Here is a 24,818-nt window from a genome sequence, read left to right as displayed (position 1 = left end):
GACCATGATCATGAGCACGAACATAAAGAAGATGCCGACCATGATCATGACCATGAGCATAAAGAGGATGCAGATCACGATCATGACCACGAGCATGCCGACCATGATCACGAGCACGAAGACGCAGACCACGAGCATCATCATGATGAAGTAGAGTATGATGAGCATGTGTGGCTTTCACTTAGAAATGCTACTATGCTTGTAAATGAAATTGCTTCGAGGCTTCAGCTTATAGATGCGGCAAATCAGGAATATTATGCGGGGACAGCTGCTAATTATACAGCTAAACTGGGTGATCTTGATTCTAGATATATTGCGGCGGTGAAGAAGGCTTCTAAAAAAACAGTACTTTTTGGTGATAGATTCCCATTCCGTTATTTGGCAGATGATTATGGACTTAAATATTATGCAGCATTTGTAGGTTGTAGTGCAGAAACTGAGGCAAGTTTTGAAACTGTTGCGTTTCTTGCAAAGAAAATAGATGAACTTAAGCTAAGTAACATTATGGTAATTGAAAATTCTGATCAAAAGATAGCTAAGAAGATAGTAGATACAACTTCTGCAAAGAACCAAAATATAGTTGAAATGAATTCTATGCAGTCAATTACTGCAGATGACATTGCAAGTGGAGTGACTTATTTTTCTGTTATGGAGAATAATTTAAAGGCACTTCAGTCAGCACTTAAATAAATTTGGAGAAATAAATATGGCATTTATCACTTGTAATAATCTTGAACTGGGCTACAAGGATCAGCTTGTAGCCACAGGCATCAATTTTAAGGTGGAGAAGGGTGATTATCTCTATGTTATTGGAGAAAATGGAGCAGGAAAATCTACCCTTATGAAAACCCTGCTAAGACTTATGAGGCCTGTATCCGGTGAGATTGTTTATGGTGATGGGTTAAAACCATACGAAATAGGTTATCTCCCACAACAGAGCTTGGCACAAAAGGATTTTCCGGCATCTGTGTGGGAGATTGTTTTATCAGGAAATCTCTCTAGGATTGGCAGCAGAGTATTTTATAGAAAAGAAGATAAAAAAAGAGCTGAGGAAAACCTTGAAAGACTGCATATTATGGATCTTAAAAAGAAATGCTATCGTAATCTTTCGGGTGGACAGCAGCAAAGAGTTTTACTTGCCAGAGCACTTTGTGCAACGGACAAGCTACTTCTTTTAGATGAGCCTGTAAGTGGGCTTGATCCTAAGGTGACAGCAGAATTCTATGGGCTTATAAGTGAATTAAATAAGTCTGGAGTAACTATAATTATGGTTTCACATGACTTAGCTGCCATAGAAAATGAGGCAGGGAATGTACTCCATATAGGAAGTCGTGGGCAGCTTTTCTTTGGTAGCAAGAAGGATTATCTTAAGAGTGATGCAAGGGAAAGCCTTGGAGTGTAGAAGGGAGTAATTTTGGTAGAAATATTAGCAAAATTGGAGTATTATCTTCAGTTTCCATTTGTAATTTATGCCTTTATAGTGGGTGTGCTTATAGCTCTATGCTCATCTTTGCTGGGTGTTACTCTTGTACTTAAAAGATTTTCTTACATAGGTGACGGACTTTCTCATGTAGCTTTCGGAGCAATGGCAGTAGCAAGTGTGATTGGACTTACGGATAAAATGATAATCATACTTCCAGTTACTATAATTACTGCAGTATTTCTTTTGAAGACAGGGCAGAACAGCTCTATCAAAGGAGATGCTGTTATAGCTATGCTTTCGGTAGGGGCTTTAGCAATAGGCTATATGTTGATGAATATATTTAATACAAAGGGGAATGTATCAGGTGATGTGTGTACAACTCTGTTTGGCTCTACCTCCATACTTACACTTAGCAAGGAAGAGGTAATAGTCTGTATAGTTTTTTCAGTACTTGTAATTGTGTTTTTTGTTTTGTTCTACAATAGGCTTTTTGCAGTCACATTTGATGAAAATTTTTCAAAGGCGACAGGAGTAAAAACTGACAGATATAATCTTTTGATTGCAATAATAATAGCTGTAATTATAGTTTTGGGAATGAATCTTGTAGGTTCGCTCTTGATTTCAGCTTTGATAATATTTCCGGCACTTTCAGCTATGAGGATTATCAAAAACTTTAAAGGAGTTGTTATATTTTCAGCATCCTTATCTGTAATTTGTGCTGTAATAGGAATGCTGATTTCTATTCTAGTTTCAACACCGGTAGGTTCTACAATAGTAGCAGCTGATATGACAGCATTTTTAATCTGTGCTATAATAGGAAAAATTAGGGGCTAGAAACTCACGATTTAAACACATTTTTTTGTTTTAATTACTCTAGGAGGGTAGTGATATGAAAAAATGTGTATTTTTATATGTAGCCATTGGGATGATGTTTATATTCACTGCTTGTAATAAGGAGCAGGCAGGAACCAAGATAAAAAAGCAGAATTTAGTAGAAAAAGCAATAAGTGCACAGGTTAATAAGGAAATAGATGAACAGGTAAAAAAACTTGAACAAGAGGAACAAGTGGCTGGAAATGGTATAAGCACAGATAATGGGGATCAGATAGTTACTCAGAACGGCTCTGTAATAGGTGCTGCATCTGATTTTGAAAAACAGCTTGAAAAAGCAAAAAACCAGAAAGCTGTTAATGGAATAGATTATGACCTAACTACTATGGGCAAAGATATGGTATATGCTACGGTTTATCTGATGATGACAGAACCTGATGATTTTGAAGGTAAAAAATTTAAAATGAGGGGACAGTATCTTTCAGCTTATTATGAGCCGAAAGATGCCTACTATAATTATTGTTTTATATCTGATGCCGCAGGGTGTTGTAGCCAAGGTATAGAGTTTGCTACAAAGAAGAATCTTAAGTATCCTGAGGATTTTCCAAAAGATGAAACTAATATTGAGGTTGTGGGTGAATTTGAAAGTTATATGGAGGATGGAAAGCTTTACTGTCACTTAAAAGATTCTCAAATGACAGTGCTTAAGGATGAAGAAAATTAGATGAAATATGAGAAATAAGATACCAATATCGAGGTATCTTATTTGATAAAAAACAGTGTGTTGCAATTTGTAACACACTATCATATAATAAATAGTGAAGGATAGGATGTATGCAATTTGAATGGGATGATGGAAAAGGAGGCTTATTATAATGATTAAAAATATTGATGTTACCCGTAAACCTACATCTGAACAGATTAAAATGCTTGAAAATGCGAAGAAATTGACTGTTTATGAAGATGATGAATATCCTGCTTTTACTGAGGAAGAATTATCAAAGTTTAAGAGGATTTCTGATGAGAAGAAAATAGGCAGGCAAAAACAGACAGTTACCTTGCGTTTATCCGGACAGGCACTTAGTAAGGCAAAATCTTTAGGTAAAGGTTATACTTCAATCCTTAGCCGTATCTTAGAGAATGCATTAGAAGATCCGGAGATTGTTAAACATTATCTTTAGTAAGTGTCCTCACTTCCTTTGGAAGTACCCCCTTATACCTCTTGAAAATGGTACTGAATCTACTGGCAGACTTATAACCTACTGATTTAGCAATGTCTTTTATCTCTAAGTCGGTAGTTAAAAGTAGATTTTCAGCTATATTAGTTCTCCTTCTTTGTATATATTCTGTAATTGTCATGTGAAAGTGATTTTTAAAGCTGTATTTTAATTTTGTACCACTCATCATGGCAATTTTTTCAAGTAATGACTGGCTTATATCATAGGCATAGTGGTCATTTATATAGGATGCGATATTATTTAAAGAAGCAATATCCTGATTCGGAAGAGGATTTTTTTTCTGACTTTCATAGGCATCTAAAATTATACTGAGCCATTCTTTTGCTTTAGCATCAAAAAAGAGGTCGGCAGAGATACCATTCATCTTACAATGAATGATTTCATCAGCTATTTTTCCGATTTTTTCTATAATATTCTGTTTAGTGTCAAGAAAAATTTTTTCGGCATCTTCAAGCTTGAATCCTTTTTTCTTTACAAGATAATTCTCTATCATTATTTTTTTAAACTTCATTCCTACAACAAAAAAATGGCTTTTGGCATGGAGAACATATCTCTGAGCAGGATTTTTTGTACACATAATAAATATAGATTTTGGTTCAATCGTCTGATAAGGTCTCAGCCATTCTCCACTTCCTGAAATTAAATAGTTGGAAATGAGATACATATAGGCAGACATATCAGGAATTTCTGTCTCTATGTATTCTTTTTTGATGTAAAAATTATGTATATCAATAATAAAATCATTAGATTCGTAATACCAGTAATCACCCTTGAAAAATTCATTGTCCGCATAGAAAGATTTTCCATTTGAACAGAATTTCTCATTTACTACACTTTTTTCCGGAACAAATTGTCTGACTAATTCCTCAAAGCTGTCCATTTTACCTCCTAAAATATCACAATTAGACAAGTGATAGATTTCGCCAAATAAATTAAAAACTATTGTATCATAAATTAAATGTTGATACAATAAGTCTGCAACAGATAAAAATAATCATTATCATTATTTTGTCTAAAACAGATATTAAAGGAGGTAGGGATGAAGATATATAAAAAGCTATTTCGCTATGTACCAAGAATGAAATATTTCGGAATATTAGCAATTATAAGTAGTATTATTGCTTCATTTTTTACAGTAGGAGGATATTATTATATTTACAAGTTTTTAGTAGAAGTGGTAAATGCAGGGGATTTGAAAATGGCAAAGGTCTATGCCGTCAGGACGGTTTTATCTATTACGATAGGCTTTTTAATCTATATTCTCGCACTATCATTTTCACACCTTCTTGGTTTCAGACTTGAAACCAAACTTAGAAAAAGGGGAATTGATGGGCTTACAAATGCGAGTTTTAGATTTTTTGACCTTAATCAGTCAGGAAAAGTAAGGAAAACGATTGATGACAATGCTGCTCAGACTCATACAATAGTTGCGCATTTAATTCCGGATAATACTAAGGCAAGTTTGGAACCTTTTCTTTTAATTGCACTTGCCTTCGTTGTGAGTATAAGAGTGGGAATTGCGATTATTATTCTTTTAGCAATCAGCACATATCTTCTTTATGCAATGATGGGTGAGAAAGAATTTATGAAAATTTATCAGAAATCTCTTGATGATTTGAGTGCAGAAACTGTTGAGTATGTTCGTGGAATGCCTGTGATTAAGATTTTTGGTGCGAGCATGACTTCCTTTAAGAGTCTGCATAAGTGCATTATGGATTATTCAAAATATGCCTATGAATATTCCAAAAGTTGTAAAACTCCTTATGTATTATATCAGTGGTTTTTCTTTGGGTTGATGGCTTTTTTAAGTATACCTCTAGCATTTTTTATAACAGGGGTAGAGAATAAGACATATTTTGCGATTGAACTCATTATGTTGCTTTTTTTAAGCGGTCTTCTGTTTGTTGCGTTTATGAAGATTATGTGGGTAAGTATGTATGTTTATCAGGCAGGCTATGCAGTGGATAATCTTGAAAAACTTTATGAGGAGATGGGCAAAGATAAGCTGGATTTTGGAACCGAAACAGTTATGGAAAATTCTTCGATTGCATTTGAAAATGTAAGCTTTGGCTATAATGAAACAAAGGTAATAGAAAACTTAAGTTTTAACTTAGGGGCAAATAAAACTTATGCTTTGGTAGGAAGTTCAGGTAGTGGAAAAAGTACCTTGGCAAAGTTGATTTCAGGCTTTTATAAGGTAGATGGTGGTGTTATTAAGATAGGAGGCAAGGCGATTGAATCTTATACGGAAGAGACTTTGATTCAAAATATTTCTTTTGTATTTCAGGACAGCAAGCTTTTTAAGAAAACTATTTATGAAAATGTGGCACTTGGAAGAGAAGGAGCTACTAGAGAAGAGGTTATGAAAGCTATGACTCTTGCCGGCTGTGACGAAATTATAGAAAAATTTCCTGACAGAGAAAATACTATGATAGGCTCGAAGGGAATTTATCTTTCAGGTGGAGAAAAACAGAGAATTGCGATTGCAAGAGCAATATTAAAAAATGCTAAAGTAATCATTATGGATGAGGCAAGTGCTGCAGTTGATCCGGATAATGAACATTCTTTGCAGAAAGCCTTTCAGAACTTAATTAAGGGCAAGACTGTTATTATGATAGCACATAGGCTTTCAAGTATTCGTGCGGTAGATGAAATTTTAGTTCTTGAGGGTGGAAAAATTGTAGAGAGAGGAACGCACGATGAACTTATGAATGGAAATACGAGATATAAAGAACTTCAGGAAATGTTTAATAGTGCAAATGAATGGAGGGTAACGGCATGAAAGAATATTATAGAAAAAGATTTTCCCTCACAGAAAATGGTGCAAGAGATGTGACTAAGGCAACATTTGCAAGTCTGTTTGTCTATATTATAAATATGCTACCTGCTATGCTTGTTATGATGATAGCAGATGAATTATTGTTAGGAAATGTAAAGGACAAGATGGTTTATATTTTGGTAGCAGCAGTTACCTTAATAGTTATGTTTATTTTATTATGGATTGAATATGATGGACTGTATAATTCAACATATAAAGAGAGTGCCAATCTTAGAATGGAAACAGGAGATATTTTAGCAAAACTTCCTCTTTCTTATTTTTCAAAGCATGACCTCTCAGACCTTTCACAAACAATAATGTCAGATATTGCAGGAATTGAGCATGCTATCAGCCATTCAATTCCAAAACTTGGGGCTTTGATTATTTTCTTTCCGATTATTTCGGTTTTGATGATAATTGGAAACTGGAAACTGGGACTTGCTGTTATTCTTCCGACTATTTTTAGTTATCTTTTTGTATATTTATCAAAAAAGATTCAGATTAAAGCAAACAACAGACATTATCATTCACTTCGTGAAAATTCTGAAATGTTTCAGGAAACGATAGAGATGCAACAAGAAATCAAGAGTTTTGGTCTTTCTGACGAAACTAAGAAGAAACTGTATAAGAGGATGGAAGAAGATGAGGTGATTCATATTCTCTCTGAATTAAAACTCGTTATGGCAGTTGGGCTTTCAGCAATTTTTGGAGGACTTGGCATTGCGGTTACATCTTTTGTGGGAGTAAATCTCTTGCTTAAGGGAGAGATTTCAGTCCTCTATCTTATAGGTTATCTCCTTGCCGCAATGAAGATTAAGGATGTGGTAGATGGTAACAAAGAGGCTACCATGGAGGTTTTTTATCTAGACCCTAAGATTGAGAGGATTAAAGAAATGAGAGAAGCCAAGACTCAAGAGGGAGAAGATGTGAAACTGTCTTCTTTTGGAATTGAGTGCAAGGATGTATACTTTTCTTATGATGAAAATACTCCTGTATTAAAAGGAGTAAGTTTTAAGGCAGAACAGGGAAAGGTAACAGCCCTTGTAGGTGGCTCAGGTAGTGGAAAAACAAGTATTTTAAGACTTATTTCAAGACTCTATGACTATGATAAGGGCGAAATCTTGATGGATGGCAAAGATTTGAAGACGATTTCTACTAAGTCTTTATTTGAAAAGATTTCTGTTGTATTTCAGGATGTCACACTTTTTAATACTTCCGTTATGGAAAATATCCGTATTGGAAGAAAGGATGCAACTGATGAGGAAGTGATGAGGGCAGCCGAGCTTGCAAATTGTAAGGAATTTATTGAAAAGATGGAAAATGGTTATCAGACTTTAATTGGCGAAAATGGAGCGGAACTTTCGGGTGGAGAGAGGCAGAGGCTTTCTATCGCCAGAGCATTCTTAAAGGATGCACCTATTCTTATTTTAGATGAAATTTCAGCCAGTCTTGATGTGGATAATGAAAAGAAAATTCAGGAGAGTTTAAATAAACTTATAAAAGATAAGACAGTTATTATTATTTCTCATAGATTGAAGTCTATTGAAAATGTAGACAAGATTGTAGTGCTAAATGATGGCAGAGTAGAGGCAGCAGGCACTCATGCGGAGATGCTTGAAAAATCAACTGTTTATAAAAATCTTACTGATAAAATTAAGATGGCAGAAGATTTTGTATATTAAAAGAATGATAGTAAATAAAGGGGTAAAAGAGATGAATGAAACAAAATTAAAAGTAAAAGATTTGGTGACAATAGGTGTATTTTTTGTTATTTATTTTGGAGTAATGTTTGGTGTGGGAATGATGGGTATGGTGCCGATTTTATTTCTTGTATATCCAACTGTACTGGGAATTGTATCAGGTGTTATAGTACTTCTTTTTATGGAGAAAGTAAATAAGCCTTGGGGGCTTTTTATCTTGGGTATGCTCTCTCCACTGCTTATGTTTGTGATGGGACATAGCTATGTTTTACCGGCTCTTTCCCTTGTTGTAATGCTCGTAGCAGAAATGATAAGAAGAATGGGAGGTTATAAGTCGCTTAAGGCAAATATTTTAGCATTTGCCGTATTTAATATGTGGATTTGCAATTCCCCTATGCAGATGATTTTTGCAAAAGAGCAGTATATGCATCATGTATCTATGATGGGTGAGGATTATGTGAGGGAGTTTACAAGCCTTGTGACTTATACAAATATGGCACTTGTGTATTTAGGGGCTTTTGCTGGTGGAATTATAGGTGGTTTCATTGGAAAAGTTATGTTAAAGAAACATTTTGAAAAAGCAGGTATTGTGTGATGAGAATAGTATTAAAGGAGAGCAAGTTTAATCCTAATCCAATAACTAAACTATTTTCAAGTGTATTGGTAAGCTTTACGGTGCTTCACCCCATTGGGCTTTATGCCTTTTGGGGTTTAGTGCTGTTTATCAGTCTGATGTATTTCTTAAATGATGAAATGAAATATGCAATTAAAAATATTGTCTGGTACGGATTTTTATTTATTTTTCCGGGTTTTGAATTTCTTGAGAAATTACCGATGTTTATAAAAATTTTACTTAGTATCTTTTTTGTAATGAAGATGTTTTATCCGGCATTTATGATAGCGAAGTTTTTTATTACAACTTCTGATGTAGGGAGTATTATGACATCTATGGACAAACTAAAAATTCCAAATGTAATTAGTATTCCGATTGCTGTTATGTTTCGTTTTTTTCCGGCTTTTTCTGAAGAAAGGGCAAGTATACGCCTTGCAATGAAAATTAGAGGAATTACTTTAAAAAATCCTATAAAATACCTTGAATATGTAGCAGTTCCTTCACTTATCATTTCTTCAAATATTGCAGAAGATATTGCTAAGGCAGCAGAAACAAGATGCATTGAAAGTAAACTAAAAAAAGAAAGATATAAGAGAACTTATTTCGGTATTATTGATATTATTTTTGTGATAGTAGTATTTTCACTTGTGATAGGAGGATGGATATGGTTCATTTAACAAATTTTTCACTTACTTATCCCAATGGAGAAAATGTACTGAAAAATATAAACTTAGAAATTAAAGAGGGGGAGGCAGTTCTTCTTACCGGAGTGAGTGGTTCAGGAAAATCATCAATTATCAGTTCTATTAACGGAATTGCCACAAGATATGATAATTGTAAGTATGAAGGTGAGATTTCCCTGTGTGGGAAGGATACGAGGGATATGGAACTTTACGAAATTTCTATGCTGGTTTCTTCCGTTTTTCAAAATCCGAAAACCCATTTTTTTAATGTAGATACTACACAGGAACTTCTGTTTTTTCTTGAAAATATTGGACTTACAAGAAAAGAAATGGAAGTTAGGATAGAAGATATGCTAAAGCTTTTTGATATTAAAAGGCTTTTGAATAGAAGTATTTTTGAACTTTCAGGAGGGGAGAAACAGATTCTTTCGATAGCAGCTTCTTATATTTCAGGTACAAAGCTAATTGTTCTTGATGAACCTTCATCAAATCTTGATGAAAAACATACTAAAATTATTCAGAATATGTTAAAAAGGGTGAAAGAAAAGGGAATTACTTTAGTCATAGCAGAGCATCGGATTTATTATTTGATGGATATTGTTGATAAGGTTTATTATATTAAAGATGGAGAGATTGCAGAGAGTTATGATATAGAGAAATTTAAAAAGCTTTCTTTAGAAGAACTTTTTAAAAGGGGAATAAGGAGTAGAAAAAAGGAAGAATTGTCCGTACCTTTCATAGAGAATATAGGAGAAATGGAAATAAAATATCTTTCTTACCGTTATCCTAAATCATTAAAAGGAATTGACGTACAGAATATTTTTCTTAAAAAAGGGAACATTTACGGAATAGTTGGAGAGAATGGAATTGGAAAAACAACATTTATTAAAAATTTGATTGGAGTTTTGAAAAATAAAGAAGATATTTTTTTTGAGGGAAAGAGGATAAAGAAGAGGGAAAGATTGAAAAAATCTGCTCTTGTAATGCAGGATGTGAATCATCAGCTTTTTACGGAAAGTGTAGAAAATGAGGTAGCTCTTGAAATGAAAAATCAGAGTCTGGAGAGGATAGATGAGGTGCTTAAAAGCTTAGGGATTCTTTCTTATAAGAAAAAACATCCAATGAGCCTTTCGGGTGGAGAAAAGCAAAGAGTTGCCATTGCTTCAGTGATTTTAGCCGAAAAGACAATTATATGTTTTGATGAGCCAACTAGTGGAATGGACTATGCTAATATGGTGGAGATTTCCAAACTTCTTAAAAGTACGGTGAATGAGGGTAATATTTTGCTTGTGATTTCACATGATATGGAATTTTTAAATCGAACAGCAGATTATGTTGTGGATATGAAGAGATTTTTGGTGAGAGAAACTACATAGGCTGTTATCCGTTAGAGTACATATTCTCAATTATTGATACTATAGTTTTAGATTGATATTTTGATAAAAGTTGCAATTTATTGCAACTTTTATTTAGAAACAGGCATATATTATATTGGCAAAAAGTAAATAATGATGTTATAATATAAAAATATATGTTAAGATAGTTTTCTTTATGCCAGGAGGGAATACATGGATAAAGAGGTTGTTTTACAACTTTCAAGTGAACAATTATATGATGAATTTGTTGAAAATGTACTTTCAAATCCTATTGAGTTTGAAGGACTAGTTTCTGAACTGGAAAAATCAAGACGTTTTAGAGAAGATTTTATATTTAGGATTCATGTTCAAACCTCAAGACAGTTTATATTTGTATGTCAGCCAAAATCAGGTGAGGCACTTGAAAAAGGAGAAGAGCTGATTGAAAGGGCACATGCATTGAATTTACCTAAAATATTAACTTTGAACTATCATATATTGGGGATAGCCTATAAGTTTTTGAATATTGTTGAGAAAGCATTGGAATGTTTTATGAATGTGCTGAAATACAGCAGGATTTATAATTTAAATAATCTTACATCAATTGTGTATTTTTATATATCTGAACTCTATATGGTACATGAAGATGCAAATACAGCCCTTGATTACTTACATAAGGCTTTGTCGACATTGGAAGAAACAAAGGAACAAGAACCTCGTTATGAGATGAAGAAAGTTCTTTTCAGTGCAAATATGGTTCAATTGCTGTATGAGACCAAGCAATATGAGAAAATCGAACAATATGTTAAAGTAATGCATGCACATTTTGAAAGTAATTCAAATCAGCAAGCATTTTTAAACTATAAAGTGGCAATGCTAGTATATCTTTTTGCTCAAAATAATTATGAAGAGGCTCAAAAAAACTTTTATGAATTATTGGATTTAATGGGGGATTCAGGTAATAAGTATGTTGTTTTAAAAGGTTACTGCGAGATGTTGTACAAACGCAATATAGATTATGATTTTTATGAAAAAGAATTGTTGTTACTTCAGACTTGGGGAGACTCCGAAGATCCTTATATTAATTATTTGTTGAATAACTATCTTTATAAATACTTTGAAAAAAAGGGAGATAAGGATGGGGCTTTTGACAGTTTGAAAAAATCTTTTAATTATATTGAAAAAGAGATGCTGGAATTGAAATCAGATAAGGTTAACTCTTTTAAAATTATAGAGAAAAAGTGCTATATTGAAGAAGATGTTTCTCGTATTGAGCAGAAAAACAATGAGCTTAAACTGATAGTGGATGAGGCAAATAAGAATAAAAATATTGCAGAATCTGCATTACATAGGCTTAAAGTTGTGAATGAACTTGGAAAGAAATTAACATATTCATTGGATGTACAAGACATTATAAAGACAGTTTATAGTAAGCTGATGAAGAATATTCCACTCAATAATTTTATTATTATGGTAAAAAATAGTGATTTGAATAGGCTTGAGTCTATTGCATACTATGAAGATGGGGAAGTAAAAGATAGGATGATTTTGGATTTTGAGGATGAATATTCTTTTTTTGTAGAAACTTTTAAGACTAATACGTTTACTAAGACCGATGATTTTAATGAGAATGAAAGATTTGAAAAGAAAAGAGATGAAACATCAGATACATTTTACAGGTCGGCATTATTCCTACCTCTTAGCTTTGAGGATGAGGTTCTTGGAGTATGTAGTATTCAGCATGAGGATCCAAACATATATAAAGAGGAAGATATAGAATTTTTAGAGCAGCTGATGCCATATTTGACGATTGCACTAAATAATGCTTTTAAGTCACAAGCTCTTGAGTATGAGATAAATCACCATAAAAAGACACAGAATGAATTAAAGGAAGTAAATCAAAAACTGGAAGAACTATCTTATTTGGATGGATTGACTCAGATATCAAATCGAAGAGATTTTGAAAAAAAGATTTTAGGATATTTACAAAAGTCAAGAGAACAAGGCCTCTCCTTAAGTTTATTCATGTTTGATATAGATTATTTTAAATTATATAATGACACATATGGGCATTTAAAGGGAGATAATGCACTAAAAACTGTTGCTACCATTATTCAGAAACATTTTAGTGAGGCAGGAGGTATTTCTGCTAGATTTGGTGGAGAAGAGTTTGTTGCAGCTTGTTTGGGATTGGATGAGGAAGAGAGTACTCGCTTAGGAAATAAAATTAAAGAAGATGTGTTTGCACAGGGGATTGAAAATGAAAAAGTGCCGTTAAAGAAGTTGTCAATTAGTATAGGGATATCGTATTCAGATGGGTTGGAGAAACTGAAGAAGTCTTTTATTATGAGATGGGCAGATGTTTCCCTTTACCAAGCAAAGCGAGATGGAAAGAACAGAGTGATATTAAAAGCAGTTCATGCTGGAGAAGAGCCACCGGAAGGATTGGAATAGAAGATTTGAGAATGAAGTGGTTGAATGAATTAATTGGTAGGATTTTGTCAAAAGTGGGGATTGATATAGAGAGCAGAATGGGAGGGAGCATTCAGTTCTTTCTATATGATACGATTAAAATTATAATATTGCTTTGTGTACTGATTTATGTGATTTCATATATTCAGAGCTATTTTCCACCAGAGCGTAGCAAGAAGATACTGGGGAAGTTTAGTGGAATAGGTGCGAATATAACAGCAGCCCTGCTCGGAATGGTTACCCCGTTTTGTTCTTGCTCATCCATACCTTTATTTATCGGTTTTGCAAGTGCAGGCTTACCGATAGGAGTAACATTTTCATTTCTTATATCCTCTCCGATGGTTGATCTTGGCTCACTTATTTTGTTAATGAGTATATTTGGGGTAAAGATTGCCGTTATTTATGTTTTATTAGGGTTAATTATCGCCGTTGTAGGCGGTATGGTTATGGATAAAATGAAGGTGGAAGACTATATTGAAGAATATATCAAAAAGGCAGGAAGTGTAAATGTTCAAAGCCTAAAGCTTACTAAATCCGACAGACTTAAGTATGTATCAGAGCAGGTTACATCTACTCTTAAAAAAGTATTTCCTTATATTATAGCAGGGGTTGGAATAGGTGCTGTTATTCATAATTGGATACCTGAGTATTTTATTGAAACTGTTCTTGGAAGTAAGAATATATTCTCGGTAATTTTAGCCGTACTGGTTGGAACTCCAATGTATGCGGATATATTTGGAACGATACCTGTTGCAGAGGCTCTATATGCTAAGGGAGCGGAACTTGGTACGGTTTTATCATTTATGATGGCAGTTACAACTTTATCTCTTCCATCATTGATAATGTTAAGAAAAGTGCTTAAGCCTAGATTGCTATGGGTGTTCATAGGTACTTGTGTTGCAGGAATAATTATATCAGGATATATCTTTAATTTTATCAGTGTATATTTTTAGGAGAAAATAATGAAAAAGAAAGAGCTATATGTGCTCACAGGATTTTTAGGGGCAGGGAAGACCTCATTTTTATTAAACATTTTAGATAATATTAAGGATAAAAAAATTGGAATTATTCAGAATGAATTTGGTAAAATAAATGTGGATGGAGAAATTGTAAGGCGTAACGGTATAGAAATGACTGAGATAAGCAGAGGATCTATCTTCTGCTCCTGCTTGAAACTTTCATTTGTACAAGCACTGGTAGAAATGAGTAAGAAAGACTTGGATTATGTTTTTGTGGAAAGTTCAGGACTTGCAGATCCTTCAAATATTGAGGAAATTCTTAATGCAGTGGAGATAATGGCAGGAGATAACTATATTTTTAAAGGGGTTATCTGCCTTGTTGACGGAGTGAATTTCCCAAATCAGGTTAAAGATGTCGAAACAGTGGATAGGCAGCTTGCCCATTGTAATCTGGCTATAATAAACAAGGTGGACTTACTGGACTTATCCAAACTTGAAGAAGTGAAAAATATTGTACGAGGGGTTAATCCTATATGCATGATAAGCACAGCTTCTTATGGGAAGATAGATTTATCGTTTTTAAGTGAAGATTTGACCTCATTAAAATGGGCTGAATGTGAAGATAGTTTAAATACACTAGATAATAAGCCAAAGACTATATCGTTAGAAACAGGAGAAATACTGTCAAAAGAAATTCTGACAAAGTTTCTTAAAAAGGTACTTCTGGATTGTTACAGGATAAAAGGATTTTTTAAGTTAGATGATGGATGGCAGCAGGTAGATGTTGTGGAGGAGCTGATTGACTATAAATTAACTTCGGAGCGTGAAATCTCAGAACTCGTATTTTTATCTAAAACAGGTCCACAGATAATCCGCACGATTGACAAAGCTTGGAAGGAAATAGTTGATAAGCCGATGAAGTTAAGGAATTGAGGTAATTATGGAAATTAAAGTAATAGGTGAGGGTTGTGAAAAATGTGACAAGTTATATGAGAATACCTACTTAGCTGTAAAAGAGATGGGATTAGAAACAAGTATAGACAAGGTGGAAGATTTAATGGACATAGTCAGACTGGGAGTTATGACTACTCCTTCGGTTATGGTGGATGGAAAGTTTGTTATTAGCGTAAGAGTGCCGAAGGTAAAGGAAATTATTAAATTACTGAATCCATAGGATTGAAAATGCCGAATCCATCGGGTTGAAAACATCAAATCTGTCGGATTGGAATATAAAAATACAGTCCAATTCCGACAGATAAGTTGAAAGTTCCGGGTTAGAACAAATAGATACGATTATAAATTCATTGCTTATACCAAAAATATTAACGCATAGATAACAGACCTCTTATTCTGCACTGCTAACCCAGTCAAATACAGTAAAAGTGTCGCAAAGGTTAATTTCCTGATAGGAAATATCCATAAATTCACAGCGACAGCCTCTGGTATCTTCCGGATAAAAGAAATGATACCAACAGTTATATTCACCACCGCTTGAATCCAATGTACCTATGAGAGGAGCTTTCATAAAAGGTGTTTGCAATTTAATTTTACTTCCTGTAGGAAATGGAAGCCCATAACGACCGATTTTTCCGCACCAAAAATATTCTGTAATTGAAGACTTAAAACTTTGATTTTCACCCCATTTATCATCCGCACAGATTGAGTATATCTCTATCTTACCATCAATCCAGGTTGCGGAAAAGCCGATAGGATTATTTTCAAGCCAGTTTTTTCCAGGATAAACCAAATCAATTTCATACCTGGGCAGGTGTTCATTATCTTCAGGCATATAATCCTTATGTATATTAAGAAATTCCTGATATGACATGTAGTACCAGGTATGGATGTTATTTTTAATTGAAGCTTCATATTCATTCAACTCTTTATTTTCGACAGTATAACATTCATTCATTGCAAATATTATAGGACTTTCAGGATTATAGATTTCCTGTAGAATTCTCTCCAGATATCTGATTGTGTATAAAATGTGTGTTTTTTCATCTTTAGAAAGCTCTTTATCTTGGGATAATATCTTAAGAGCTTCAAGTTTTAAGCCGTAAGGATTAAGGCTATTTAAAATTATAAAAATTTTTTCTTTTAAGCTAAAAGTTACATTTTGTCTCATATAATCCTGAATCTCTTTAGAACGCATAAAACCATAGACATCTAATTCTCCATTACTTCTAATTAAGCTGTTTAAAGAAACAGATTCTATCATAAAATTGCTCTTTTCCTTTTATTGATTTTGTGTTAAAATTAAAGTATATAGAGCATTTTAGCACAGTTTTACTTATGTTAAGTACAATAATATGGCAGATAAAAGAGGTATACAGATGGTGGATAAAAAGCATACTAAGACAGAAAGACAGCTTTTATTGTATGAAATTATTTTTACAAGCCGGATTATTGAGATAGAAGACATAGTGAAAAGGTTGTCTGTAAATAAAAAGACAGTATTTCGTGATATAAGGGATCTTACTGATGCAGGGCTTGTTAGTTTAATCTACTCGAGAAAAGAGAAGGCTTACTTAAGAAAAGATGCCACAAATAATATTAATGAACCGGAAGGAACACTAAGATATAAGAATCTGAAAAAACTTGTTCGCCTTACAAGGTTTATGGAAGAATTATCAGAAGCAGCAGATAATTCAGACTTTAACTACAATTGTAGAAAAAGATATGAAGAACTGTTTCCGGATGTTTCTGAAAGAACAAGGATGAGAGATTATAAGACTATGAAAAATATAGGTTATGATATCAATTGGGATAAATATATGCAGAGCCATAGTGTTACAGGGTATTTGTATCAAATAAGAGAGAATTTTGATTAAAGGTTTGTTTAACTATATGCCAGATGGTTGTCCAAGAAATAATAAAACTGATGGTAGAATATTGAAATTGTTAAAAATAAAGAATAATCATTTAAGAAAGGTAAGGGCCTCTATGAAAAAACAATTGAGTGCTAGCTTGAAGAAGGCAATGAAGCAAGAAGCTTTGGAGAGAATGAGCTTACTTAAACTTGGTGAAGACTTAATCAAAAAATTTGGAGAAGAAGGTATAATTTATAAATCAGAAAGAGAGGGGTATACCGATGAAATTGATGAAGAACTGGAGCCGCTTGTAGCTAAAATGGAAAAAGAAAAGAATATATTAGTGTATCATATTTATCATATAGATTCAGTTTTTATGCAAATGGATTATTTGTTTGCAGTGACAACTTACAAGGATGACTGGGATTATGAGAAAAGTGAGATAAAAAGTAGATGTCCTATTGTCTATGCCATAAATAAGACATATCCGGACTGTTCAGAGATTGGAAGTGTACCGATAATACAATGTAGAGAGGGAATACAAGTGATATACTAAAGAAAAGGTGGCTAGGGGCGAAATATCGCCTCTAATCTGTATGTAAAGGAAGTGAAGAATGACTGATATAAAAATCTATAACAGCAATCAGATTGGTGGCTGTATAACGATAATTTCATCTGAAAATACAAAAATCATGATTGATTTTGGCTCAAATCTTCCCGGAGCAGAAAGCAAAGAGAAGGAAATTGACTGGGAAGCAGAGAGGATAGATGCAGTCCTCTTTACGCATTATCATGGCGACCATATCGGCAGGTTTAAGGAAATACCTGAGAGTATACCACTGTATATGGGAAAACTCACTAAAAAGGTATTGACAACTATTTCGCAATGTATAGAGGATGAAGAAGCACTTAAAATATTAAACAATAATGAAAGGGTGCAGGGAGTCAGTATGAATAAGCTTTTTAAAATAGGTGATATATGTATTACACCTTACAAAGTAGACCATTCAGCCTTTGACTCATATATGTATCTGATAGAAACACCTGAGAAAACTATTCTACATACAGGAGATTTTAGAGGGCATGGCTATAAAGGAAAAAAGCTTATAGATATGATATGGAAATATGTTCGCAAGTATGGGAAAAGGGACGTAGATATACTTATAACAGAAGGAACTATGCTAAGCAGGCTGACTGAAAAAATATACTCAGAAGCTGATATGAAAAGAGACTGTGAAGAACTGTTCAAGGAGAATAAATACATATTTCTTATCTGTTCTTCTACTAATGTAGACAGCCTTGCAACCTTTTACAATGCAGGGGAAAATAATTCTATGAAAATGTTTGTAAATGGTTATATTTATGAACAGATTAAGAATTATAGAGAAGATGTAGGAAATAGTGACCTATACAGCTTTAAATATGTATACAAGTATGAGCCTGATAGGAAAATATATTTGAAGAGGACTAAAAAAGTAGTTACACAAGAAGAAATAATGAGAACGGAAGGGTTTATTACTGTAATAAAGGCAGAGGAGGCCTATAAAAAGTGGGTGGAACGCTTTAAGGAGTTGAAGCCTCTTGTTATTTACTCTATGTGGGAAGGCTATATTAATCCGGAACATAAGGCATATAAGCCTGAATGGAAGGAGTTTTTAGATTCCTGTGAAAATGTTAAGTATATGCATACAAGTGGACATGCGACACCTGAACTTATGGCTGAGGTTATAAATGAAGTAGATCCAAAAGAAAGGATATATCCTATGCATACAGAAAATGCAAAAGGATTTGAAAAACTAAATATAAAAGAAGAATTGAAAGGAAGGATATACTATGGGGAAGAATAAAAAATGTGAGAATAAGGAAGCAATAGAAAAGCTTAAAGAAACATTTGGAGGAAATAATAAGTTAGATTTGCCAGGAAATATTAAATTTGAATTTGAGGAAAATTCTACACAGTGCAGAATGAAGCTAGAAGTTCAGAAGGTGGTAAAAGAAAATATGCAGAATGATGCTCAGGCTTTTGAGGGTTGGGCGATTGCAATGCATATTGCTTTAGATAAGCAAGGGACTATAATTCTTGATGTGGATGAAAAAATTGATGATATTCCCTATGTTTGTAATGGACATTGGAGTAGATTTCTTTATAGAGCCTTGCGTTTTTCTGAGCAATATGGTGAATGGTTTAGGTTATCAGAAAAAGTCGAGACACAGGTAAAAAAATTTAAGGAATATTTGGAAAACAATAGATTTACCAATAATATACCAAAGAATGAAGCTGGGAATAAGGGGAAAACTGGATCAGAAAATTATATGGAAATAGCGTTAGCTGAAAATAATGAACTAAAAGATGTAGTTGGCTCATTCATAGGAGAAAACGAAGTTAATCGTCAACTAAAAGTTGGGTTGTTTCTTGTAGAAGATAATTTTACTGATAAGAAGAAGTATGAGACTAATGATAAAAATAAGATTTTTACTGGTAGAGGCTCAGCAATAGACTTGTGGACTTGGAATGAAGACAAACTTTATGTGGTCGAATTGAAAGCAAATAAGAATAAAAAGATGGGTATTATTACAGAGATTTTCTTTTATTCTAACTATATGTATGATTTTTTGGTTAGGGATTGGGATAGCTTTGTATTAAATGGACCATCAGGAGACAGAGGTTACAATAATATATTAGAACATAAAGACGATTTTAAGGAAGTTTGTGGAATTATGCTTGCTGATAAATTTCATCCAATAATTGAAAATGATGAAGTCCTTAAAGTATTAAATGATATTAGGGATGGAGTGAATATAAAATATGCAAAGCTAGGATATAACTATGAAGTGAAAATAAATGATATTGAGTAAATATGAACTCCGGCTGAGGAAACTTGGTTGGAGTTTTTAAATTGCAATTGTTATGAAATTGAAATAAGGAAAGGATAAAATGGCTCTTATTTCAATTTCGGTTGACAAATTGAAATAAAGAGATAAAAATAGATATAAATACCATCAAAAAACAAATCACCAACTGAAAGGAAAACAACCTATGAAACCATTTGAAAACTTTGACTGGAGTAATTTCTGGGATGACGATGATTATTCATTGGAAGAATATGTTGGAAAAGAGCCTACAGATGAAGAAATAGAGGAAATTGAAGATGAACTTGGCTATAAACTGCCGCAGTCATATATAGAACTTGTCAAAAGACATAATGGAGGAACTCCGTTTGCCACATTATTTAGAAATGACGAAACCTCGGTATATATTACAGGAATCTATGGTACAGATAAAGAAAAAATGAATTCACTTTGCGGTGAAATCGGTAATGAGCTTTGGTTAAATGAGTGGGGATATACAGGTATAGGAGTTGCGGTAGCGGATACTATCTCTGCCGGTCATAATATGGTCTTCCTTGATTACAGGGAGTGTGGCAAAGCTGGAGAGCCTAAAGTGGTACTAATTGATCAGGAGGATGATTACAAGATTTATCCTCTTGCGGATAATTTTGAAGAATTTATAAGAGGGCTGACCGTTGTTCAACAAAGTATTACAAAGGAAGAATTTGTAGAATATAGTGATGAGATTAAGGAAAAAGTTATTACCAATTTAAATGATGAAAATGATCCGGAGAGCGTTATTGAATTTCTTACTTTTACCGGAGTGGAAAATTTAAATACCAGGCTAAAGGGAATGCTTGCCAGAGCCTACAACAATAATGAACAGATAGAAGAAGCTATGAAGGTAATGGATATGATTCCTGTGGAAGAAAGAGATAGCGCCTGGTATTACCGCTATGGATATTCTTATGCCGAGTTATCCACAAACCGTAATTATGATACAGAAAAGGAAAGTTTAAACTCACTTGTGATGCTTGAAAAAGCTATTGAACTTGCTAAGGATGATAAGGTTATTGGTTGGTGTATTAAAATTGTGGATTTTCATGGATTTAAAAGTATACTTGAAGCTAACAAAGAGAAATTTCACCTTGTTTACAAACACTATTCGGAATATATAGCCAAGCTTACAGATGTAGAACTTAGTGCTTCAGGGAATAAAAAAACATATAAGAAGATTACTATAGAAGATGTTAAAAATATAGAAGATATCTGGGATGTTTTAGATCCGGTATACTGGACAATAGATATTTACGGCACATACGAAGATTATCTAAAATCGGCAGAAAGTCTTACCTTAGAACAACGATATTTAAATGCAATATCATGGTATTTTATGGAAGTAAATAACGGAGGGCATTTCCAGTTCTTAGATAATTCTACGGGAATAGTCTGGGAGGATGCCCTAAATGGACTTAGATTATTTGAAATGAATGAACTTGCTGATAATTTTCAGAAGGTTATAGAATTATTCGGCGGAAAGATTCCTTTTGTAAGAGAAGAACGCTGGAACGCAATGGATAAGCTTGAAGAAAACTTTGAAGAGTTTTTGGATAAGGCAGATAAAGTGGTGTATGAGGTATATGAATATGACAATAAATATGAAGTTAAATATATAAAAGCTCATCCTGAAAAGTTTGTCTTTGATGGGTATTATAATAAGATTGTGTAAAAAATGAATAATTAGATTTATAAATATTTTCCTCTATGTCGAAAACTTTGGCATAGGGGAAATTTTATTAATTCAATGGGAAATTTCTTAGGTTAAACGATTAGTAAAATCGTTATTGACAGTATTATATAATTATTATATTATAATATTTGAATATAGTAACATAACTCAAATTGGGTATAATGATAATAAACCCAGAAAGTTAAATAAGGTGACATTATGGAAAATATTAAAATGAACAACTTAAATGATGATGAACTTTATATTGTAAACCTTGCGGAAAGGTTAAAAGCAGTTTCACATCCTGCAAGACTCTGTATAGTGAAGAAGCTATACATTAATGGTGAATGTAATGTAAGTTATTTTACGGGCTGCATGGATGTATCCCAGTCAGGTATATCACAACATTTGTCAAAGCTAAAAGACTTAGGGATAGTTACTGCAAGAAAGCAGGGAACAGAAAGTTATTACAGCTTAGTTGATGAAAATATTATAAAGCTTGTAAAAACATTTTTTACGGAGGGAAAAGATGAGTAAGAAGATTGTAGTAATAGGTGGTGTGGCAGGCGGTGCTACAGCAGTGGCTAGACTTAGAAGACTTGATGAAACGAGTGAAATAATTATGCTTGAAAAGGGAGAATATGTCTCTTTTGCAAACTGTGGACTCCCTTACTATATAGGTGGAGTTATCAAATCACGAGATGCACTTTTTGTATCCACACCTGAAGCCATCAGTGCTAAATATAACATTGATGTAAGAGTATTAAATGAAGCGGTTTCTATAGATAAAGACAATAAAACTGTAAGAGTAAGGGATTTAAAAGAAAATAGAGAATATGAGCTTTCTTACGATGAACTTATAATATCTACAGGCTCAAGACCGATTAAGCCTAATGTAGAGGGCTTTGACGGAGAAAATGTATTTACCCTTTGGAATATTCCTGATACGGATAAAATTTATAATTATGTAAAAGAAAAATCTCCTAAAACAGCAGCTGTAATAGGCGGTGGTTTTATAGGACTTGAAATGGCTGAAAACCTTGTACATAAGGGCTTAGCTGTGACAGTGGTTGAAAAAGCTGATCAGGTAATGGCACCGCTTGATAAGGATATGGCAAATATAGTTCATCGCCATATGGCTGAAAAGGGCATTTCACTTGTTCTTGAAAATGGTGTGAGTAAGATTACCCATAGTCCGTCAGGCTCAAAGCTTGTACTTGAGGATGGATGTGAAGTAAATGCAGATATAGTAATACTTTCTATCGGCATCAGGGCAAACAGCGAACTTGCAAAGGAAGCAGGACTTAAGTTAAATGCCAGAGGTGGAGTTATAGTTGATGAATATATGAGGACTTCTGAGCCTAATATATATGCGGTAGGAGATATAGTTGAAACAGATGACTTTGTAATGGGAACAAAAACTATGGTTCCGCTAGCAGGACCTGCTAATAAACAGGGAAGAATAGTGGCAGATACGATAGCAGGTGAGATAAAGACTACTTACAAGGGTACCCAAGGTACAAGTATAGCTAAGGTGTTTGACCTTACTGTAGCAAGTACAGGAGCTAATGAAAAGACATTAAACAGAGAAGGAAAAGAATATAAAAAGGATTACAGAATTACAGTAGTACATCCTAATTCACATGCAGGTTATTATCCTGATGCAGCGACTATGTCAATCAAGCTAATTTTTGACTTAAAAGGCAAGGTGCTTGGAGCACAGATAGTAGGTTATGATGGAGTGGATAAGCGTATAGATGTACTTGCTACTTCAATTAGGTTTGGTGCGACTGTATATGATCTTACTGAACTTGAGCTTGCTTATGCACCGCCATATTCTTCAGCAAAAGATCCTGTAAATATGGCAGGGTACACAGCTACAAACCAGTTAGATAGCTTGGTGGAAGTTGCAAGAATAGAAGAAATAAGGGATTTTGATAACAATACTGTAATTGTAGATGTAAGAGAGGATATTGAAAGGAAGATGGGATATATTCCAAATTCAATACATATTCCTCTTGGTAATCTCAGAAGCAGATTAAATGAACTTGAAAGAAACAAGGAATATATAACAAGTTGTGCAGTAGGACTTAGAGGCTATATTGCTGCGAGAATCTTAAAGCAGGAAGGTTTTAAAGTAAGAAATCTTATGGGAGGCTATCGCAGCTACCAGTCAGGACAAAAGTTTGAAGGTGAAATAACCCCTATTATGAGAAATGTGGCTGACAGCGGTTTTGCAGGAGCATCAAGTAATGAAATGGAAGAACTTGATGTATCCGGTCTTTGCTGTCCGGGACCAATAGTTGAAGTATCCAAAAGACTTGAAAAATTAAATATTGGAGATACATTAAAAGTTACAGCTACCGATCCGGGATTTTATTCCGATATAAGCTGTTGGACAGATAATACAGGGAATGAGCTGGTAGAAAAGAAAAGTGAAGGCGGAAAATTTTTTGCAACTATAAGAAAGAGTGGTGGAGTCGTGACGACAGAGTCCTGTGCCTGCTCTGACCAAAGCAGAAAAAAAGAAAAAACCATGATAGTTTTTGACGGAGATTTAGACAAAGCCATTGCTTCATTTATAATTGCAAATGGGGCAGCAGCTATGGGAAATAAGGTAAATATGTTCTTTACTTTCTGGGGGCTGAATGTACTTAGAAAAAATGAAAAAGTATCTGTAAAGAAAGACTTTATTTCAAAAATGTTTGGCTTGATGATGCCTCGTGGAAGTAAGAAACTTAAGCTTTCAAAAATGAATATGATGGGTATGGGATCTAAGATGATTCGCATGGTAATGAAGAAGCAGAATGTATATTCTCTTGAAGAACTTATAAATCAGGCTAAGGCAGCAGGAGTGAAGATGATAGCTTGCCAGATGTCGATGGATGTTATGGGAATCAAAGAAGAAGAACTGATTGATGGAGTAGAGGTAGGAGGAGTAGCTACCATGCTTAACGATAATGACAGATCAGATATGAATTTGTTTATTTAAATAGGGAGAGGAATTATTCCCTCTCCCTGACCTTTATTCTGACCTCTGTTCCCTTATCAGGGACAGAGGTTATATTTATACCATAACCTTTACCACAAAGCAGTTCTATTCTATGGTCTACATTTTTAAGTCCAATTCCTCCCAGTCTGACTTTGGTATTAGGCTGGGAGTTTTTTTCGTTTTTTAATTTTTCAGTATCAAATCCTTTACCGTTGTCAGACACAATTATAATAATGTCCTTCTCGACTTTCTCAAAAGAAATGTGTATCTTACCACCACCCTTTGGACGGAGTCCATGATAGATAGCATTCTCAACTATTGGCTGAATTATGAGCTTAGGAACAGTGGCATTTTCAAGTTTGCCGG

Annotated in this window: 24 protein-coding genes; 21 read left to right on the top strand and 3 right to left on the bottom strand. The window is 33.9% G+C overall.

Translation table 11 applies throughout. The features are described 5' to 3' along the window. The 5 genes from ACTTG8_RS06660 to ACTTG8_RS06640 all read left to right on the top strand — a co-directional run. Nucleotides 1-690: metal ABC transporter substrate-binding protein (locus tag ACTTG8_RS06660; RefSeq protein ID WP_442561344.1), on the top strand; the 690-nt coding region annotated here is incomplete at its 5' end. Nucleotides 691-706: 16 nt separating this feature from the next. Continuing rightward, nucleotides 707-1,402, top strand: a complete 696-nt coding sequence (locus tag ACTTG8_RS06655; RefSeq protein ID WP_442561343.1) for a metal ABC transporter ATP-binding protein — start codon at nucleotides 707-709, stop codon at nucleotides 1,400-1,402. A 21-nt stretch (nucleotides 1,403-1,423) separates the two neighbouring features. Then, nucleotides 1,424-2,257: a metal ABC transporter permease gene (locus ACTTG8_RS06650; protein WP_442561346.1), complete on the top strand. Its 834-nt coding sequence runs from the start codon at nucleotides 1,424-1,426 to the stop codon at nucleotides 2,255-2,257. A 55-nt stretch (nucleotides 2,258-2,312) separates the two neighbouring features. Next, the gene (locus tag ACTTG8_RS06645; protein WP_442561342.1) at nucleotides 2,313-2,978 is read left to right on the top strand and encodes a hypothetical protein; all 666 of its coding nucleotides are present in this window, start codon (nucleotides 2,313-2,315) and stop codon (nucleotides 2,976-2,978) included. A 151-nt stretch (nucleotides 2,979-3,129) separates the two neighbouring features. Then, nucleotides 3,130-3,435 carry a BrnA antitoxin family protein gene (locus ACTTG8_RS06640; RefSeq protein ID WP_442561341.1) on the top strand — a complete coding sequence of 102 codons (306 nt, stop codon included), beginning with the start codon at nucleotides 3,130-3,132 and terminating at the stop codon, nucleotides 3,433-3,435. On the opposite strand, the gene ACTTG8_RS06635 is transcribed toward ACTTG8_RS06640, so the two are convergent. Continuing rightward, nucleotides 3,419-4,372, bottom strand: coding sequence for a helix-turn-helix domain-containing protein (locus ACTTG8_RS06635; RefSeq protein ID WP_442561340.1), 954 nt, complete (start codon nucleotides 4,370-4,372; stop codon nucleotides 3,419-3,421). The genes ACTTG8_RS06640 and ACTTG8_RS06635 overlap by 17 nt on opposite strands. A gap of 159 nt (nucleotides 4,373-4,531) precedes the next feature. On the opposite strand from ACTTG8_RS06635, the gene ACTTG8_RS06630 reads away from it, so the two are divergent. The 9 genes from ACTTG8_RS06630 (at nucleotide 4,532) to ACTTG8_RS06590 (ending at nucleotide 15,266) form a co-directional block, all read left to right on the top strand. Next, on the top strand, nucleotides 4,532-6,274 hold the full coding sequence (locus tag ACTTG8_RS06630; RefSeq protein ID WP_442561339.1) for an ABC transporter ATP-binding protein: 1,743 nt from the start codon (nucleotides 4,532-4,534) through the stop codon (nucleotides 6,272-6,274). Next, nucleotides 6,271-7,992 carry an ABC transporter ATP-binding protein gene (locus ACTTG8_RS06625; protein ID WP_442561338.1) on the top strand — a complete coding sequence of 574 codons (1,722 nt, stop codon included), beginning with the start codon at nucleotides 6,271-6,273 and terminating at the stop codon, nucleotides 7,990-7,992. The genes ACTTG8_RS06630 and ACTTG8_RS06625 overlap by 4 nt, the downstream gene beginning before the upstream one ends. A gap of 31 nt (nucleotides 7,993-8,023) precedes the next feature. Then, nucleotides 8,024-8,605: an MptD family putative ECF transporter S component gene (locus tag ACTTG8_RS06620; protein WP_442561337.1), complete on the top strand. Its 582-nt coding sequence runs from the start codon at nucleotides 8,024-8,026 to the stop codon at nucleotides 8,603-8,605. Beyond that, nucleotides 8,605-9,300 carry an energy-coupling factor transporter transmembrane component T gene (locus ACTTG8_RS06615; protein WP_442561345.1) on the top strand — a complete coding sequence of 232 codons (696 nt, stop codon included), beginning with the start codon at nucleotides 8,605-8,607 and terminating at the stop codon, nucleotides 9,298-9,300. The genes ACTTG8_RS06620 and ACTTG8_RS06615 overlap by 1 nt, the downstream gene beginning before the upstream one ends. Next, a complete protein-coding gene (locus ACTTG8_RS06610) occupies nucleotides 9,288-10,682 on the top strand; it encodes an ABC transporter ATP-binding protein (RefSeq protein ID WP_442561336.1) in 1,395 nt (464 codons plus the stop codon). Before ACTTG8_RS06615 ends, ACTTG8_RS06610 begins: the two co-directional genes overlap by 13 nt. 192 nt (nucleotides 10,683-10,874) lie before the next feature. Further along, a complete protein-coding gene (locus ACTTG8_RS06605) occupies nucleotides 10,875-13,115 on the top strand; it encodes a sensor domain-containing diguanylate cyclase (RefSeq protein WP_442561335.1) in 2,241 nt (746 codons plus the stop codon). A gap of 11 nt (nucleotides 13,116-13,126) precedes the next feature. Further along, a complete protein-coding gene (locus ACTTG8_RS06600; RefSeq protein WP_442561334.1) occupies nucleotides 13,127-14,086 on the top strand; it encodes a permease in 960 nt (319 codons plus the stop codon). Nucleotides 14,087-14,095: 9 nt separating this feature from the next. Then, nucleotides 14,096-15,025 carry a CobW family GTP-binding protein gene (locus tag ACTTG8_RS06595; protein ID WP_442561333.1) on the top strand — a complete coding sequence of 310 codons (930 nt, stop codon included), beginning with the start codon at nucleotides 14,096-14,098 and terminating at the stop codon, nucleotides 15,023-15,025. 7 nt (nucleotides 15,026-15,032) lie between these two features. Then, complete coding sequence (locus ACTTG8_RS06590) at nucleotides 15,033-15,266, top strand: thioredoxin family protein (protein WP_442561332.1); 234 nt, start codon at nucleotides 15,033-15,035, stop codon at nucleotides 15,264-15,266. Nucleotides 15,267-15,437: 171 nt separating this feature from the next. Here ACTTG8_RS06590 and ACTTG8_RS06585 read toward each other — a convergent pair whose 3' ends face one another. Beyond that, a complete protein-coding gene (locus ACTTG8_RS06585) occupies nucleotides 15,438-16,310 on the bottom strand; it encodes a hypothetical protein (protein WP_442561331.1) in 873 nt (290 codons plus the stop codon). Between the two features lie 91 nt (nucleotides 16,311-16,401). Here ACTTG8_RS06585 and ACTTG8_RS06580 point away from each other — a divergent pair, with 91 nt between their 5' ends. From ACTTG8_RS06580 to ACTTG8_RS06550, 7 genes are all read left to right on the top strand, one after another. Further along, entirely contained in the window at nucleotides 16,402-16,923 is a 522-nt protein-coding gene (locus ACTTG8_RS06580; RefSeq protein ID WP_442561330.1) for a hypothetical protein, read from the top strand. Next, nucleotides 16,916-17,458: a hypothetical protein gene (locus tag ACTTG8_RS06575; protein ID WP_442561329.1), complete on the top strand. Its 543-nt coding sequence runs from the start codon at nucleotides 16,916-16,918 to the stop codon at nucleotides 17,456-17,458. The genes ACTTG8_RS06580 and ACTTG8_RS06575 overlap by 8 nt, the downstream gene beginning before the upstream one ends. 58 nt (nucleotides 17,459-17,516) lie before the next feature. Next, nucleotides 17,517-18,749, top strand: coding sequence for an MBL fold metallo-hydrolase (locus ACTTG8_RS06570; protein ID WP_442561328.1), 1,233 nt, complete (start codon nucleotides 17,517-17,519; stop codon nucleotides 18,747-18,749). Further along, the gene (locus ACTTG8_RS06565; RefSeq protein ID WP_442561327.1) at nucleotides 18,736-19,758 is read left to right on the top strand and encodes a hypothetical protein; all 1,023 of its coding nucleotides are present in this window, start codon (nucleotides 18,736-18,738) and stop codon (nucleotides 19,756-19,758) included. Before ACTTG8_RS06570 ends, ACTTG8_RS06565 begins: the two co-directional genes overlap by 14 nt. A 181-nt stretch (nucleotides 19,759-19,939) precedes the next feature. Then, nucleotides 19,940-21,460: an SMI1/KNR4 family protein gene (locus ACTTG8_RS06560; protein WP_442561326.1), complete on the top strand. Its 1,521-nt coding sequence runs from the start codon at nucleotides 19,940-19,942 to the stop codon at nucleotides 21,458-21,460. A gap of 219 nt (nucleotides 21,461-21,679) precedes the next feature. Further along, nucleotides 21,680-21,997 (top strand): ArsR/SmtB family transcription factor, encoded by a 318-nt coding sequence (locus ACTTG8_RS06555; protein ID WP_442561325.1) that lies wholly within the window; start codon nucleotides 21,680-21,682, stop codon nucleotides 21,995-21,997. Continuing rightward, on the top strand, nucleotides 21,990-24,452 hold the full coding sequence (locus ACTTG8_RS06550) for a DsrE/DsrF/DrsH-like family protein (RefSeq protein WP_442561324.1): 2,463 nt from the start codon (nucleotides 21,990-21,992) through the stop codon (nucleotides 24,450-24,452). Before ACTTG8_RS06555 ends, ACTTG8_RS06550 begins: the two co-directional genes overlap by 8 nt. Nucleotides 24,453-24,465: 13 nt before the next feature. Here the strand turns inward: ACTTG8_RS06550 and ACTTG8_RS06545 are convergent. Further along, nucleotides 24,466-24,818: sensor histidine kinase (locus ACTTG8_RS06545; protein WP_442561323.1), on the bottom strand; the 353-nt coding region annotated here is incomplete at its 5' end.

It is taken from the genome of Catonella sp. (assembly GCF_052173895.1).
In the GTDB taxonomy this organism is placed as follows: domain Bacteria; phylum Bacillota; class Clostridia; order Lachnospirales; family Lachnospiraceae; genus Catonella.
Note: the sequence above shows the minus strand (reverse complement) of the source record. Positions and strands in the feature narration are given on the sequence as shown.

What these genes read in the sequence shown, in the direction of transcription:
- ACTTG8_RS06655 (WP_442561343.1), top strand. Translation starts at nt 707, where the DNA reads ATGGCATTTATCACTTGTAATAATCTTGAACTGGGCTACAAGGATCAG.
- ACTTG8_RS06645 (WP_442561342.1), top strand. Translation starts at nt 2,313, where the DNA reads ATGAAAAAATGTGTATTTTTATATGTAGCCATTGGGATGATGTTTATA.
- ACTTG8_RS06640 (WP_442561341.1), top strand. Translation starts at nt 3,130, where the DNA reads ATGATTAAAAATATTGATGTTACCCGTAAACCTACATCTGAACAGATT.
- ACTTG8_RS06635 (WP_442561340.1), bottom strand. Translation starts at nt 4,372, where the DNA reads ATGGACAGCTTTGAGGAATTAGTCAGACAATTTGTTCCGGAAAAAAGT.
- ACTTG8_RS06630 (WP_442561339.1), top strand. Translation starts at nt 4,532, where the DNA reads ATGAAGATATATAAAAAGCTATTTCGCTATGTACCAAGAATGAAATAT.
- ACTTG8_RS06625 (WP_442561338.1), top strand. Translation starts at nt 6,271, where the DNA reads ATGAAAGAATATTATAGAAAAAGATTTTCCCTCACAGAAAATGGTGCA.
- ACTTG8_RS06620 (WP_442561337.1), top strand. Translation starts at nt 8,024, where the DNA reads ATGAATGAAACAAAATTAAAAGTAAAAGATTTGGTGACAATAGGTGTA.
- ACTTG8_RS06615 (WP_442561345.1), top strand. Translation starts at nt 8,605, where the DNA reads ATGAGAATAGTATTAAAGGAGAGCAAGTTTAATCCTAATCCAATAACT.
- ACTTG8_RS06610 (WP_442561336.1), top strand. Translation starts at nt 9,288, where the DNA reads ATGGTTCATTTAACAAATTTTTCACTTACTTATCCCAATGGAGAAAAT.
- ACTTG8_RS06605 (WP_442561335.1), top strand. Translation starts at nt 10,875, where the DNA reads ATGGATAAAGAGGTTGTTTTACAACTTTCAAGTGAACAATTATATGAT.
- ACTTG8_RS06600 (WP_442561334.1), top strand. Translation starts at nt 13,127, where the DNA reads ATGAAGTGGTTGAATGAATTAATTGGTAGGATTTTGTCAAAAGTGGGG.
- ACTTG8_RS06595 (WP_442561333.1), top strand. Translation starts at nt 14,096, where the DNA reads ATGAAAAAGAAAGAGCTATATGTGCTCACAGGATTTTTAGGGGCAGGG.
- ACTTG8_RS06590 (WP_442561332.1), top strand. Translation starts at nt 15,033, where the DNA reads ATGGAAATTAAAGTAATAGGTGAGGGTTGTGAAAAATGTGACAAGTTA.
- ACTTG8_RS06585 (WP_442561331.1), bottom strand. Translation starts at nt 16,310, where the DNA reads ATGATAGAATCTGTTTCTTTAAACAGCTTAATTAGAAGTAATGGAGAA.
- ACTTG8_RS06580 (WP_442561330.1), top strand. Translation starts at nt 16,402, where the DNA reads ATGGCAGATAAAAGAGGTATACAGATGGTGGATAAAAAGCATACTAAG.
- ACTTG8_RS06570 (WP_442561328.1), top strand. Translation starts at nt 17,517, where the DNA reads ATGACTGATATAAAAATCTATAACAGCAATCAGATTGGTGGCTGTATA.
- ACTTG8_RS06565 (WP_442561327.1), top strand. Translation starts at nt 18,736, where the DNA reads ATGGGGAAGAATAAAAAATGTGAGAATAAGGAAGCAATAGAAAAGCTT.
- ACTTG8_RS06560 (WP_442561326.1), top strand. Translation starts at nt 19,940, where the DNA reads ATGAAACCATTTGAAAACTTTGACTGGAGTAATTTCTGGGATGACGAT.
- ACTTG8_RS06555 (WP_442561325.1), top strand. Translation starts at nt 21,680, where the DNA reads ATGGAAAATATTAAAATGAACAACTTAAATGATGATGAACTTTATATT.
- ACTTG8_RS06550 (WP_442561324.1), top strand. Translation starts at nt 21,990, where the DNA reads ATGAGTAAGAAGATTGTAGTAATAGGTGGTGTGGCAGGCGGTGCTACA.